The organism is Mesorhizobium sp. M4A.F.Ca.ET.020.02.1.1 (assembly GCF_004022645.1).
Classification (GTDB): domain Bacteria; phylum Pseudomonadota; class Alphaproteobacteria; order Rhizobiales; family Rhizobiaceae; genus Mesorhizobium.
Map to the genome: position 1 here is coordinate 1 of NZ_RZOI01000088.1, position 13,589 is coordinate 13,589.

At 59.6% G+C, this 13,589-nt stretch carries 9 protein-coding genes and 1 pseudogene; 8 read left to right on the forward strand and 2 right to left on the reverse strand.

Annotation, left to right across the window (positions count from 1 at the left end; genetic code table 11):
- A pseudogene (locus tag EN742_RS39225) lies at positions 1-192 on the reverse strand (hypothetical protein); the annotation flags it as partial.
- Between the two features lie 386 nt (positions 193-578).
- Positions 579-2,219, reverse strand: coding sequence for a hypothetical protein (locus EN742_RS08865; RefSeq protein ID WP_127406221.1), 1,641 nt, complete (start codon positions 2,217-2,219; stop codon positions 579-581).
- Positions 2,220-2,324: 105 nt separating this feature from the next.
- On the opposite strand from EN742_RS08865, the gene EN742_RS08870 reads away from it, so the two are divergent.
- The 8 genes from EN742_RS08870 to EN742_RS08905 all read left to right on the forward strand — a co-directional run bounded on the left by EN742_RS08870 (position 2,325) and on the right by EN742_RS08905 (position 12,132).
- The gene (locus tag EN742_RS08870; protein WP_127406220.1) at positions 2,325-3,572 is read left to right on the forward strand and encodes a cellulase family glycosylhydrolase; all 1,248 of its coding nucleotides are present in this window, start codon (positions 2,325-2,327) and stop codon (positions 3,570-3,572) included.
- On the forward strand, positions 3,569-4,630 hold the full coding sequence (locus tag EN742_RS08875; RefSeq protein ID WP_127406219.1) for a glycosyltransferase: 1,062 nt from the start codon (positions 3,569-3,571) through the stop codon (positions 4,628-4,630). The genes EN742_RS08870 and EN742_RS08875 overlap by 4 nt, the downstream gene beginning before the upstream one ends.
- Before the next feature lie 51 nt (positions 4,631-4,681).
- The gene (locus tag EN742_RS08880; RefSeq protein WP_210214443.1) at positions 4,682-6,247 is read left to right on the forward strand and encodes a GMC family oxidoreductase; all 1,566 of its coding nucleotides are present in this window, start codon (positions 4,682-4,684) and stop codon (positions 6,245-6,247) included.
- An 8-nt stretch (positions 6,248-6,255) separates the two neighbouring features.
- Complete coding sequence (locus EN742_RS08885; protein WP_127421303.1) at positions 6,256-7,164, forward strand: NAD(P)-dependent oxidoreductase; 909 nt, start codon at positions 6,256-6,258, stop codon at positions 7,162-7,164.
- Between the two features lie 369 nt (positions 7,165-7,533).
- Positions 7,534-8,511: an NAD-dependent epimerase/dehydratase family protein gene (locus tag EN742_RS08890; RefSeq protein ID WP_189375246.1), complete on the forward strand. Its 978-nt coding sequence runs from the start codon at positions 7,534-7,536 to the stop codon at positions 8,509-8,511.
- A complete protein-coding gene (locus tag EN742_RS08895) occupies positions 8,511-10,430 on the forward strand; it encodes an HAD-IIIA family hydrolase (RefSeq protein WP_127406207.1) in 1,920 nt (639 codons plus the stop codon). Before EN742_RS08890 ends, EN742_RS08895 begins: the two co-directional genes overlap by 1 nt.
- Positions 10,427-11,428 carry a GHMP kinase gene (locus EN742_RS08900; RefSeq protein WP_127406208.1) on the forward strand — a complete coding sequence of 334 codons (1,002 nt, stop codon included), beginning with the start codon at positions 10,427-10,429 and terminating at the stop codon, positions 11,426-11,428. The genes EN742_RS08895 and EN742_RS08900 overlap by 4 nt, the downstream gene beginning before the upstream one ends.
- Positions 11,425-12,132 (forward strand): SIS domain-containing protein, encoded by a 708-nt coding sequence (locus tag EN742_RS08905; protein WP_126055885.1) that lies wholly within the window; start codon positions 11,425-11,427, stop codon positions 12,130-12,132. The genes EN742_RS08900 and EN742_RS08905 overlap by 4 nt, the downstream gene beginning before the upstream one ends.
- Positions 12,133-13,589: the final 1,457 nt, after the last annotated feature.

Below are 13,589 nucleotides of genomic sequence, written 5' to 3' on the forward strand. Positions count from 1 at the left end.
CACGATAATGATCTCATGCGCCCAGCTGGGGATGCGCGGCAGAAGCCAGGGGAGGTTCTCGGCTTCATTGAGCGTCGGGACGATGAAGCTCACTCGGGGCAGCGTCAGTGCTCGCTGCAGGGCAAATTCAATCGGGTCGGGCGGCGATACGGCACCGACGTGGGCGAGTTTGCTGGAGAGGCGCTCATTCATGGCAGCGCGCGGCCAACGACAAGCCGCAGGGGCCAGCTCCAATGACCGCCACATCCGCAGATGCTTGATCCAACCATATGAGGGCTCCCGGCCATAGAGAAATGAAGATGAGATGAAAGAAGATCGGTGCGCTTACGGCCCCCTTAGAGCTTTGGCTATTATACGAGCATTACCGGTGAAGATCTGAAATGGAAGGACAATGGATGATTAGCGAAGGGACAATAGATGATTAGCTCTTTTGGGGTATCCCTTAAGGTTGTTTTCAGCTCATACCACCAGCACGGATAGTACGGCGGCGGCGGCGATCACCTTCACGGCTGTGTTGGCAGGCTCGAGCGCGCCCGATTCTTTACAGGCTGCGCTCGAGCCGCCTTGGCTGCGGCCAGCTAACCCGGTGAGACCGGCCAGGAGACGGGCTGCCCGCACGGTTCCGAGACCCCGCTCGGTCCCGAGACCGGCGCGTCGGGCACCAGCAACCGATACGAGGTCGTCACCTCTCGCAAACCCCGGATATGCCCGAACAGGTCGATCACCTCCAGGCCGGACCGGCGGTTGTAGGTGTGACATCCCAACGCTCCGGACCAAATGCGACCGATCGGAGTCTGAGCAAACTCCGACGCGCCCAGCGCATCGATCTGGCAGAACGTCACCGCGCCGCCATAGCCGCGCGCGCAGTCCTGGACCGGGCGTAGCGCGCGTCCGCCGTGTCGGATGACGGCGCCTGCGGGGCGACTAAGCCTGGCATCGAGCAGAACGGGGTTGGCGGCATGAGGCGTCCAAGACCCGGTCAGGCTCTCGGCATGGTAGAGGCTCAAGGCGTCCCAGGACGTGGACCTCCACAGCCTTGGGCTGACGAAAAACCAAAAGCCGCCGTCATGCCAGAGCGGCGTGGTATCGTAGCCCTCAATGCCTTCCATGAGGCAGGCCTCCCGTGTCCACCGGTAGGGGAACTCCACTGCCCTGTAGAGGCTGACATTCCTGGCCGCCCCCGATTCAGGGATCATCCAGATCTGACCATTCTGCTCGAACACGAACGGGTACGAGAGGTGATGCGGTTCCTCCACAACGATCCGGGATGCGCCGACTGTCCCGTCCCGGTTCACTGCAACAACCGCAATGCACCCGCGGTTCTTCGAGTAGAGGTACTGTTCGACAAAGATGAAATCCTGCCCCTGGTGCCGGAACGGGAACGGGTCGGCAAGGTAGCCGTCGGCATTTCCGGTGAGCACCCGGAAGGCGGCTTCGCCTTTGTCGAGCAGGCTCGCCGATTCATCGAAGCGCCAGCCAATCCCCCACATCCTGCCGCCTCTCGCCAGGGCGTCCAAAAGGCCGATCGCCTTCGATGCAACCGTGCCGGTCGCCCTGGCAAGCGCCGATAGCGCGCCAAACGAAGGTGGTGCCGTCCGTGGACCGGGGCTTGCGGACGCAGCCGAACCGGTCTCCTCGGCCAGGGCTTTGAGGATCAGCGGCACAGCGCAGGAAAGGGCGCTGTCGAGCCTCAAGGCCAACACTTGACGGTCTGCGCTGGTCGGGCGCGCCGTCCACGGTCGCAATGGGCGCGCCGTGTCATGCAGGTCGACGAGAAGATCTTGATGATTCACCCAGGCCGCCACGACTCCGATCTCGCCGGGTGCGCCGTTGAAGACCGGGGTGATCACGCGCCGCGCGGCCGGGAGCGATTCCGACCCGCTCAAATCGATCACCACATCCATTTGGCCGGCTGGAGGCGGCGGCAGGCACCGCAGCTCCGCTTCGACGGGGTCAATGGCGCCCTTCCCGCGAAAGCCATAGACCAGTCGTTCGAGTTCGAGCAGCAGACGGAAGATCAACGGCAGCGGGCGGCAGTCGGCCGCGAAAGCGCAGGAGACATCGTTGCCGGGCACTTCAGCGAGCGCCTCTGCCAACCATAGATGCCAGCGCAGCAGCCGCGACGGATCGAGACTCAAGCAAATGCGCATTGTTGTTCTCACGTCGGGTTTCAAGAACACGTCGGATTTCAAGAAGACGACAGCTTTGACGAGAACCACCAGCCAGCACCACTATGCCCGATCGACGCCGGTCTGTGCGAGGCCAGAGGAGGTAATCCTTAGGGGCGATTGCACTCAGCGCCCGGCCAGAGCCACATGCAGGGAATGGTGATCGACTGGCAGCGGGCGAAATATGGACTGCGCAATGCGTGGTGGTGTGCACTTGCGCTCGCGTTCGTCTCCGTTCTGGCAATCGCGAGCACCGTGGACAAACCATCGGCAACGTCCTTCATCAAGACTTCCGGAACGAGCTTCACGCTGGACGGCAAGCCGTTCTTCGTGACCGGCGTAAACAACCACTATCTGACCTACGGTTCGCAGGATGAGGTCACCCGCGTTCTCGATGACGCCGTGGCGATGGGCGCCAACGTGGTCCGCATCTTCCTCCAGCCGGTGATCGGGTCGCTCGACGGGAGGGTCCCCACGATCTGGGATTGGCGGCTTGAAGGCGAAGCCAGCAACCTCGCAGTCAAGGGCACGTACCTGCTCTACTGGGATCCAAGTCAAAACAGGATGGCGATCAATGACGGCGCCAACGGCATGCAGAAGGTTGATTTCCTCATTGCCGAGGCCGGCAAGCGGCGCCTGAGGCTGATCATCGCCGTCGTGGATTTCTGGGCGTTCACGGGTGGCGCCCAGCAGATGCGGGCCTGGTATGGCAGCAGCGACGAATCAACGTTTTTCTTCACTGACCCGCGCACGAAGCAGGACTACCGGACTTGGGTCCGCCACGTTGTGCAGCGCGTCAACCCGCTCACCGGGCTTGCCTACCGGGACGACCCGACCATCATGGCTTGGGAGTTGATCAACGAAGGCAATGCGCAGCCATTGGCCTTGCGGTTGACCTGGACTGCCGAAATGTCGGCCTACGTGAAGTCCCTCGATTCCAATCACCTTGTCAGCTCAGGGAATGCCAACATTTTCGACCCGAAGTTAGCCGATTTGACCATCCCGACCCTCGATTTCGGGACCTGGCACGGCTATCCGATCTTCTACAATCTCACGATCCAGCAATTCAACGACATGATCCCCGAGTTCTGCCAGCTGGCAGCCCGCGCCAAAAAGCCGGTTCTCATGGAGGAATTCGGCCATGCCCGCTCCAATCAGAACGCGGCTGAAGCTTACGCCATGTGGCTCGACACGGTGACGCGCGATCGCAACTGCGCCGGCTGGATGGTGTGGCGGCTGGTGTCGCTGCAGGACAGCGGACGCTATCCCGCCGACGAACACGACCAGTTCGATATCCACAATGACGGCGGTGCGCTCTGGACTATCCTCAAAGCCGCCACGGCTCGGGCGAGGCAGACACGCGAAACCAGCCTGGCCTCAGAAACCAGCCGGCGGGTGCCATGACCAAAGGCTCTGTCGTTGCGACAACCGGGCAGCCTGAGGATAGCGTCAGCAGCGAAAGCCGGCAGATTCCGCGCTGCCCCACGATCTCAGTGCTTATCTGTGCCTACACTGAAGACAGATGGGAGTTGTTGGTTCAGTCCGTGGCCTCGGCGCAGGAGCAGACCTTGCAACCCTGCGAGATCATCGTCTGCGTCGACCAGCCCCTGTTCCGCCGTTGTGCCGCCTACTGGGCTGACTCCGCCGCATCCATCCCTCCTATACGGGTGATCCAGAACAAGTTTGACGGGCACCTGGGGTCGGCCCGAAACACGGCGGCCGAGGCGGCCGCCGGAGAGATCCTGGCGTTCCTGGATGACGATGCAGCTGCCGACAAGGACTGGCTCGAGATACTCACCGAACCGTACCAGGATGAAGGCATCGGCGCCGTCGGCGGGCGTCCCCTACCGGTTTTCGAGACTGGCCGTCCAGCCTGGTTCCCCGTGCAGTTCGACTGGGTGTTCGGATGTGCTTACGATGGCCTTCCGACCAGCCGAGGCCCTTTGGCTCACCTCATAGGCGCCAACATGTCGGTGCGGCGGACCCTCCTCGAGCAGGTCGGAGGGTTCCATTCCGACCATCACGACGACATGGACATGTGCCACCGCGTGGCGCATATCAAGGGCAGTGAGGCGGTCATCTATGAACCAGCGGCGACCGTCCGCCATTTTGTGCACGCCTCACGGCCGACCTGGAAATACTTCTGGCGCCGCTGCTTCTTCGTCAACAAGGGGAAGGTCGAGGCCTTCGCCCAGATGGGCGACGCCGCCACTCTTGGTGCAGAGTCGCGCTTCGTCTGGTACGCGCTGACGAAGGGCGTACCGCGGGAGATTTTGCAAGCGGCCAAGGGTGACGTCTACGGGCTGGCCCGGTCCGCAGCAATAATCGCTGGCCTGGGCCTGGCCGCGGCAGGCCACGTCGCCGGCAGGATCGAACTGGTGCGGCGCTTGCGCCGGCGGCGCCAACAGGCGACTAAGCAGATACTGGACACGGCCGCGCAAGGCGGTGGGCCTGGGGAGTAGATGCCGTCTTCGATAATCATTGGTTCGGGTCCGGCTGCAGCAGCCGCCGTGTTGGCGCTATCCGAGAAACCGGACGAGAAGATAACCGTGTTCGATCCGGGCACCGTGCTGGACGCGGAGACGCAGGAGGTGATCTCCAGGCTGTCCAAGCAGCCTGTCGACAACTGGGATGAGGAGGACGTCCGCCGGGTAAGCCTGCAACCCAAGCGGATCCAGTCCGATTCGCTGCCTGAAAAGAGAAGTTACGGATCCGATTTCCCGTTTGCCAACAAGGGTCAGCTCGACGGCGTCCACGCCGAGGGCAGGGTCAATTCAGCTGTCATATCAAGCGCCTACGGGGGCTTCAGCAATGTCTGGGGTGCCCAGATCATGCCCTTCAGCGCTGCCGCGTTCAAGGGATGGCCGTTCGACTTCTCGGATTTGGAAGAGCACTATCGGACAATCCTGCGTCACATTCCTTTCGCTGGACAGTCCGACGATCTCGAGGAGTGGTTCCCGCTCATCGGATCGCCGGAGCCGCTTCCGCCACTGGCGCCGCGGACGCAGATGGTCCTGGCCAACTACGACCGGCACCGCGATCGGGTGCGCTCCACTGGCATAACGATAGGCCGCGCTCGCCTCGCCTTCTCAGCGCCCCAATGCCAGCCTTGCGGCCTATGCATGACCGGGTGCCCGCGGTCGCTAATCTTTTCGGCCTCGCACAGCTTCGATCGCTTCAGGCGCAGCGGGAGGATCGATTACCACAGCGGGCTGCTTGCGGTGCGAGTCGGCCAGGAGGGCGACACGGCCGTCGTGCAGGCCCGGGAATTGTCCACCGGCCGGATGCAGCGATTCACAGCCGACCGGATCTTCGTGGGCTGCGGAGCAATCGGGACCACTCGGCTGATCCTAGGTTCGCTCGGATCGGACCAGCCGGTGCATCTTTCGGAATCGGCTCAGTTCGTCCTTCCAATGATGTCCATGAAGCCGACCCCCGACCCGCGTGCAAGGCGCGACTTCACGCTCAACCAGTTCACCATGGCCATCGTCATGGACGACGAAGGCTTCGATGTCTCCCAAATTCACTTCTATCCGTTCAACCAGGCATACTACGATGCGCTTCCCCGCTTCCTCCAACACCGCGCCGCCGCCTTCGCGACGGATCGGCTCCTGAGCCGATTGACGATAGGCCTGGGCTACCTGCCGTCCTGGGCGTCACCCAAGGTCCGGGTGAGCGCCCAGATGTCCGCGGCTCCAGATGAGCTACCCCAGATCACCCTCACTTCGGAGGGCTTCAGCCAGGCCAGGGTCAGGGGCAAATACGCGCCTCCGATGCTGCCTGACGTAATAAAGCGGATCCGCAGGGCGGCACCCTACCTTGACTTGTGGCCCATCACGCCGCGGATGCTATGGTCGGGCGGGGCCAAGAGCTACCACTTTGGCGGCAGCTTTCCTCACGCCGGTGAGCCGGATTCCGGGACTGCGACGACAGACCGCCTCGGGCGTCTGGCGCGCTGGGACCGGGTCCATCTCATCGACGGGTCGGTTTTCCCAAATGTTCCAGCGACTACCTTCACCCTGACTGTGATGGCCAATTCTCATCGCATCGCCCGCGAAGCGATGCAGCTGGCGAGTTGAGCGTTCAAATGCGGGTCGGCATCACCGGAGCCAACGGATATGTCGGGACCATCCTGCGTGCCACCTTCGCCGAAGAAGGGCATGAGGTCATCGCGTTCGTCCGACCGAACCGGGTGACCTCCGAATCTGCCGCCGCAATGGCCGGCGTCGCCGAGTGGCGCCCCTATGAGATCAGGCGCCCACCGTCGGGGAGCGCAATCAGCGACCTGGATGTCCTCATCCATGGTGCATGGGACCTGACTCTTGTCAGCGCCGGCGATGTGTGGGGTGTCAATGTGTCTGGCTCGCAGCAGCTCCTCCGCAATGCCGCCGATGCAGGGGTTCGCCGGGTCATTTTCATCTCCTCGATGTCCGCTTATGAGGGAACCCGGCAGCTTTACGGCCAAGCGAAGCTGGCCTGCGAGCGCACCGCTAACAGTCTGGGAGGTGTCTCCACCCGCCTCGGACTGGTGTACGGCCCCGGTTGGGGCGGGATGGCAGGCGCGCTCCGCAAGCTCACTAACCTGCCGATCACGCCTCTCATCGGAGCGCGCTCCCATCAGTTCACCGTGCATGAAGCGGACATGGCCGCCGCCATGGTGCGTATTGCCGTGTCGGACATGCATCTGCCGGAACCGGTAGGGCTGGCCAACCCCGAACCGGTACCGTTCCGACGGCTCATGAAAGAGATCGCCGCATCACAAGGCAGAACACTGCACGCCGTCGCCGTGCCCTGGCAGCTTGTGAGTGGCCTCCTCAAGGCAGCCGAGGCCCTGCATGTCCCCCTGCCCTTCCGATCCGACTCCATCCTCGGGCTCGTGCACCCGGCGCCAGAGGTCCCCGGTGTAGCGCTGCTCAAGCAACTCGGAATCGAGTTTCGGAACTTCTCGCTGGGCGGCGATCGACCCTCTTCCGGGACATTGCGTCGATATTCTTAGTCGAAGACCGGCTCGATGCGCCAGCGACACAAATGGCGAGACTCCGCGATCGGCACGCGTGAACAGACTGCAGAGCGCCGTGACCGTTCCTGGGATGTTGTTGGCGTCGCCGCGCAGGCGAGCGCGGGGCGATCCGGTCCGATCAGCAAAATGGGGCTACCCCTGAGGAACGATCGCGGATCGGAGAAAACCATGCGATGATTCAGAAAGACGCATGAGACGCATGACCTTAACGACGGGCGCAGCTTAACGCCCAGCCCGGTCGAACTCCCGGCTCTCCAGCGGTGAAGGCTTGCAAACGGAAGTCATTGCAGAATCCGGAAGACTTGTGGCGCGAAAGCCTGCGCACATGAGGAAGGGGCAATCCGATTGGGTGAACCGCACGCCATCTTCGTATCGGGAGTTGCGGGCTTTGTAGGAAGCAGGCTTGCAAGGGTCTTTATCGATCGTGGGTATCCGGTCTTCGGTTTTGACAACCTGTCGCGAGGTTCTCGGGAAAACCTGAACGGGCTTCTCGCGCATGAGCGGTTCATTTTTGAGAAAGTGGATCTCTCAGACGCGGGTGCGGTGAGAAGCCGCTTCATGAATTGTCACCGCCGCATTCCGATTTCCGAAGTTTGGCACATGGCTGCCAATTCGGACATCCCTGCAGGAATCGCCGATGCGTCCGTTGATCTGCGCGATACCTTTCTATCGACGTTCAACGTGTTGCAGGCAATGAAGGAGGCCGGGGTTCCGTTCCTTGCTTTCGCGTCCAGCTCAGCCGTGTACGGCGATTTGGGGGAGGCTCCGATCAGAGAGGATGTCGGGCCGCTGCTGCCCATCTCCAACTACGGTGCCATGAAGCTCGCATCGGAGGCGCTCATCAGCGCTGCCGTCGAGAACTGGTTGGACCGGGCCTTGATCTTTCGCTTTCCGAACGTGATCGGTGTTCCAGCAACACACGGTGTCATCCTGGATTTCGTGAGAAAGCTAAAGGTCTCGCCAAACAAGCTGAATGTTTTGGGGTCGGGGCGGCAACGCAAGGCATATCTTCACGTCAATGATCTGATTGATGCGATTGTCTACTTGCGTGCAAACGCATCCGAGCGGCTTGGCTGCTACAATATCGGTCCAGAGGACAAAGGGGTAACCGTTAGCTTCATAGCGGAAACGACCGTAGAGGCTGTCGCACCGGGCGCCGGGATCGAATACGGTGTTGAGGATCGCGGTTGGGCGGGAGATGTTCCCCGATTTTCCTATGACATAGCAAAACTTCGTGCGCTCGGTTGGCGGCCCCAGCTTGGTTCGGCCGACGCTGTTCGAAAGGCCGTCGTAGAAATCGTGCGGCAGGAAGGACACCTGTGATGCAAGCCGTTGTACTTGCAGGTGGTCGAGGGACGCGGCTCAGGGGCCGGATAGGTGATTTGCCTAAGTCGCTAGCCAACATTGGCGGCAAGCCACTTCTCGAGCATCAAATCGTCCTCGCCAAGCAACACGGGATTGAGAAGATCTTGATCCTGGTGAACCACGCAGCAGAGCAAATTGTGGAATTTTGCAATCAGCGCGAGAATTGGGGGATCGACGTTCTTTGCGTGGATGACGGGGCGCCTCGCGGGACCGCTGGAGCAGTACTGTCGGTTTTGGACCTGCTCGACGACGACTTCCTTACAATCTACGGCGACACGATGCTCGACGTCGATCTCACCCGCTTTAAGTGCTTCCACGAAAAACACAAGGCAGCGGCAACAATTTTCACCCATCCCAACGATCATCCGCATGATTCCGATCTGATAGAAACGTCAGAAGATGGCATCGTTACCGCATTCCATCCATATCCACATGATCCCGGGTTCTTTTATCCTAATAAAGTCAGCGCAGCTCTTTATTATATACGAAGACAAGCTCTATTCCCATGGCGTTCTACGGTAACTCCTCTCGATTTTGGCAAGGACCTCTTTCCTGAAATGCTTCGGGCTGGCGCGGAAATTAGAAGCTATAGCAGCCCTGAGTACATAAAAGACGCGGGAACCCCGGCAAGACTTGACAAGGTCTGCGCCGACTTTGCATCGGGCCGCATAGCTCGAGCTTCACTCGCATCGCCGCAGAAAGCAGTATTCCTGGACAGGGATGGGTGCATCAATGTTGACCATGGACATATCGATCGTCCCGAACGCTTCGAACTGATTGAGGGGGCGGCCGCCGCGATCGCCTGTTTCAACCGGGCCGAGTACCGGACAATCGTCGTTACTAACCAACCCGTTGTGGCGAGAGGCGACTGCTCCATACGAGACCTGCGGATGATCCATAACAAGATGGAGTCTGAGCTTGGTCGCTGCGGTGCTTTTGTTGATGCCATCTACTTCTGCCCGCACCATCCAGATCGCGGCTTTGTCGGTGAGGTGGAAGCACTGAAGGTCCGCTGCAAATGCCGCAAGCCTGCTACCGGGCTGATCGATGAAGCGGTCGAGGCATTCAATATCGATCGCAGTCAATCCTGGATCATCGGCGATTCCTCTACGGACATTGCTCTCGCAAAACGGTCTGGCATCAGATCGATCTTGGTTGAGACGGGCGCGGGCGGTTTGGATAGCAAATATCATGTCATGCCCGACTACACCGTCTCGGACTTGTCCGAGGCTGCCAAGCTCATTCTCACTGTTCATCCGACCTTGATAGACACAGCATCTGATCTGATCGCGCATGTGAAGCCGGGTGATGTTTGTTTCGTGGGGGGGCTTTCCCGCAGCGGAAAGAGTGTTCTTTCCAGCGCTATCGCAGAGGTTCTTCGCGGCCGCGGCTTTGATGCGCAAGTTGTTGCTCTTGATCGCTGGATACGTCCCGTCGCCGATCGCGAACCAACGGTGATTGGTCGTTACGATATGAACGAGATCAGGAAGGTTCTAAGGCGCCTGGTGGGCGTTCGTTCTCGCGAGACGCACGATCTGCCCTATTACGACAAGCTGAGCCGCGCATCGCATCCAAGATCGGAAAAGATAACCATTTCTCCGGAAACCGTCCTGGTCGTGGAAGGAGCCGTCGCTCTTTCGCTGTGCGATGTGGTTTTGCACGGTCGTGCACACACATTCTTCGTCGATATCGATGAGGAGTTGAGGAGGTGCCGAGTAACGCGCGAATACTCGCGCCGAGGAGTGGATCGGGAGGCTGCGGCGAGTATCTACAGTTCGCGCCAGAAGGATGAGGCACCGATCGTGCTGGCATCGCGGGCGCGTGCTGAACATTGCATCCAATTGCGAGCGATCGAACTGATTGAGGCAGTCGGATGATTATCAGCCAAACGCCGCTTCGTGTGAGCTTTGTGGGAGGTGGCAGCGACCTTCCCGCCTTCTATCGGCAGGAGGGCGGTGCCGTCCTGAGCGTTGCTATCGACAAATACGTCTACGTGAATGTGAACCGCAAATTCGATAACGGCACCCGCATCGCTTACTCCAAAACGGAAGAGGTGGATAGCGTTGAGGATATCCAGCATCCGATTGTCAGGGCGACGATGGGATATCTCGGGATCTGTGGAGGCGTCGAGATAACAACCATTGCCGATATTCCATCGAAGGGAACAGGACTTGGATCCTCGAGCGCTTTTACTGTTGGCCTTCTGCACGCGTTGAACGCGTTTCGGGGGCAGTATGTCTCCAAGGCAAAGCTCGGCGCTGACAGTTGTCGCATTGAGATCGAACTTTGTGGCGCACCCATTGGAAGGCAAGATCAATACGCCGCTGCCTTCGGAGGGTTGAACCTTATCGAGTTTCACTCTGATGACAGCGTTTCGGTATCACCGCTCATATGCCCGCGTGATTTCATCGCTTCAATCGAGAAGCAAGTTCTCATGTTTTACACCGGCATTACGCGCAGTGCCTCAGACATCCTCGTCCGACAGTCGGAAGGCATCGCAAGAGCGCCGGACAAGCGGAAAGCGCTCAGGCGGATGGTCGAGCTCACGTATCAGCTTCGTGATGAGTTGCATCGATGTAACCTCAACGCCTTCGGCGAAATCCTCCACGAGAACTGGCTCTTAAAAAAGGGCCTCTCCGAAGACATCACGAACGATGCAATCGATCACTGGTACCAAACTGCGATGCAGGCGGGTGCGAGGGGCGGCAAGTTACTCGGAGCAGGTGCGGGAGGTTTTCTCATGTTCTTCGCGCCTCTCGATCGCCACGAGGCAATCAAAGCGGCCCTCGGGAACCTAAAGCATTTCCCCGTGAAGTTCGACTTCGCCGGGAGCCGCATCGTTCACTATCAACCGACATCGGAGTCCACCCAATGAAACATTTTGGCGGCAGTACCCAATCAACCGACATCGGAGCCCGCCCAATAAATCATCTTGGCGGGAGCGCTCAAGCCTATTTCAAGAAACTTGAGACCGTCCTGGCTTCATTGGACCACCAAAGCTTCGACAATGCAGTGGCCTTGGTCGCGCAGGCACAGGAGGATGGCAAGCAGATAATCACGCTTGGAAATGGCGGCAGTTCACTCACTGCTCTACATTTCATCACCGACTGGAACAAGAGCATCTATCTCTCCACGAAGCGCCCGTTTCGTGGTCGGACACTTGTCGACAATGTGGGACTTACATTCGCTTATGCCAACGATGTTTCTTTCCAGGATGTGTTCGTCGAGCAGCTGAAGAACATCCTGAACGAGGGCGACTTGGTCATCGCAATTTCAGGAAGCGGAAACTCGGAAAACGTTTTGCGCGCCGTTCGATACGCAAACGATCACGGCGCAGTTACGTTAGGTCTTTGTGGATATGGCGGAGGAACGCTCCGGCAGATCGCCCAACACGTGGTTTGGGTCAATGTGAACGACATGCAACTGTCGGAAGATATACACTCTATGTTCGGGCACGTCGTTATGCAGACTCTTTGTTTTGCAAGTACACAAAAGTGGAGCGATCGGCGACAAAAGCGCAGCGCGGCTGGAGGCCTCAATCCGAATCTAGCTGGCGCCGAAACGGGCTGGCGATCCTGATCGAGAACAAACGATGCCGCATTATCTGTTCTACGTTCTGGACGAACACGGCCAGTTCATGGGCGGGGTCAACCTTGCCTGCGCCGACGACATTACGGCGAAAGAGTACGCCAGGCGGTTTGCCGACGGCCACGAGGTGGAGCTTTGGCGATTGGTTGCGCGGTTCAAAATTGACAAACCGCGTGGCCGTCCAGCAGCGACGAAGCACCCTCGTGCCGTAGCGCCACGTTCCAGCCATTTGAACAAGCCGCTCAGGCGATCACACTTCCCCCATGGATTCGGTTGCACGTCTTGGCCCCATTCAAATCTTGAGAGATTTTGATCCCGATACAGGCACGTTGGTTTGCGATTGAACGGCCCGTAGTGCTGTACAGCGCTCGATGACGGCGAGCCTTGTACCTTCGATCGTTGGAAGCGAATGACGCGGACATTGCCGCCATGCGCCGGCGACGTCGCTCAGCAACATGTCGGGCGTGGAGCGTCGTCAACGCCGCAAGGCGACCTCGGCCAAGCGCATCGACGCGCAAACGGCACGGTTCGAACGGCCGCGCTGGCAGCCCCCAACAGACCCGACGGCCCGTCCGCCACGCAGCATCGGAAGTCATCCCTGCCGCACTTCTCGATGACCTGATTTGCGAACGACCCGCTCGAACCGACGGGCGCCCAAGCCAGAGCAACATTACAACCGACGGACACGGCTTGGGAGGACATCCGGAAGGCCGCCTCGGCGCGGCTGTTCGATCACTTTCCGTATTAGAATGTGTTAATAAGTTATATTAGTAATGTGTGAATAATCGTTAACCAAGCCTCATTCTCGCCGCAAACCGTGCTAAGGTCCGCCTGGGTCACGTACATCGCCTTTGAATGATCAATACATGCAGGTACAAGGCGGCGTGGGTGAATAAGTAAAAAAGCGGAAATGCCTGTGTTTACTTAGGGGCGCGGGTGGAATGAAAAACAAAAAAGACGCAATGAACTAAGGAACTACTGTGACTATACTACACAGCAACCTCGGCGGCGTGCCCGCTGGGAGAGGTGCGCTCAACCTCAATTCGGCCGCGGCTCGAACCGTCGAACACCTTGAGCGCGTTGGCAGCGACACCGTCTATGGGCTCAAGGGCGAAGGCCTGACGAGCATTCCCGTCGACAACACCCGCCTCCGATGGCGAGCTCATCGTTAGGCTCGCTCGACAATAATCTCCGCCACTTGAAATCCGTTCGCGGTGCCAAGCTGCGAGCATGCGACATGTCGCGCGCCTTGGCGATGCGCGGCAGTGGAAGTTCCCTGTTTTCAACGCCTAAAGAGGATCACTGAATGACTCTTTCCGCCCCCGCAGGCTTTACCTCTAGCGACCTCGTCTACGAGGAAAGCTTCTCCGGTACGACTCTCGACAGCGATTGGCATACCTATATCACCAGCAATGCTGCCGACGGCTGGCCATGGAATACCAATGGGT

Excerpts from the sequence above, each read along its gene's own strand:
- EN742_RS08900 (WP_127406208.1), top strand. The coding sequence starts at position 10,427 with ATGATTATCAGCCAAACGCCGCTTCGTGTGAGCTTTGTGGGAGGTGGC.
- EN742_RS08875 (WP_127406219.1), top strand. The coding sequence starts at position 3,569 with ATGACCAAAGGCTCTGTCGTTGCGACAACCGGGCAGCCTGAGGATAGC.
- EN742_RS08870 (WP_127406220.1), top strand. The coding sequence starts at position 2,325 with ATGGTGATCGACTGGCAGCGGGCGAAATATGGACTGCGCAATGCGTGG.
- EN742_RS08905 (WP_126055885.1), top strand. The coding sequence starts at position 11,425 with ATGAAACATTTTGGCGGCAGTACCCAATCAACCGACATCGGAGCCCGC.
- EN742_RS08885 (WP_127421303.1), top strand. The coding sequence starts at position 6,256 with ATGCGGGTCGGCATCACCGGAGCCAACGGATATGTCGGGACCATCCTG.
- EN742_RS08895 (WP_127406207.1), top strand. The coding sequence starts at position 8,511 with ATGCAAGCCGTTGTACTTGCAGGTGGTCGAGGGACGCGGCTCAGGGGC.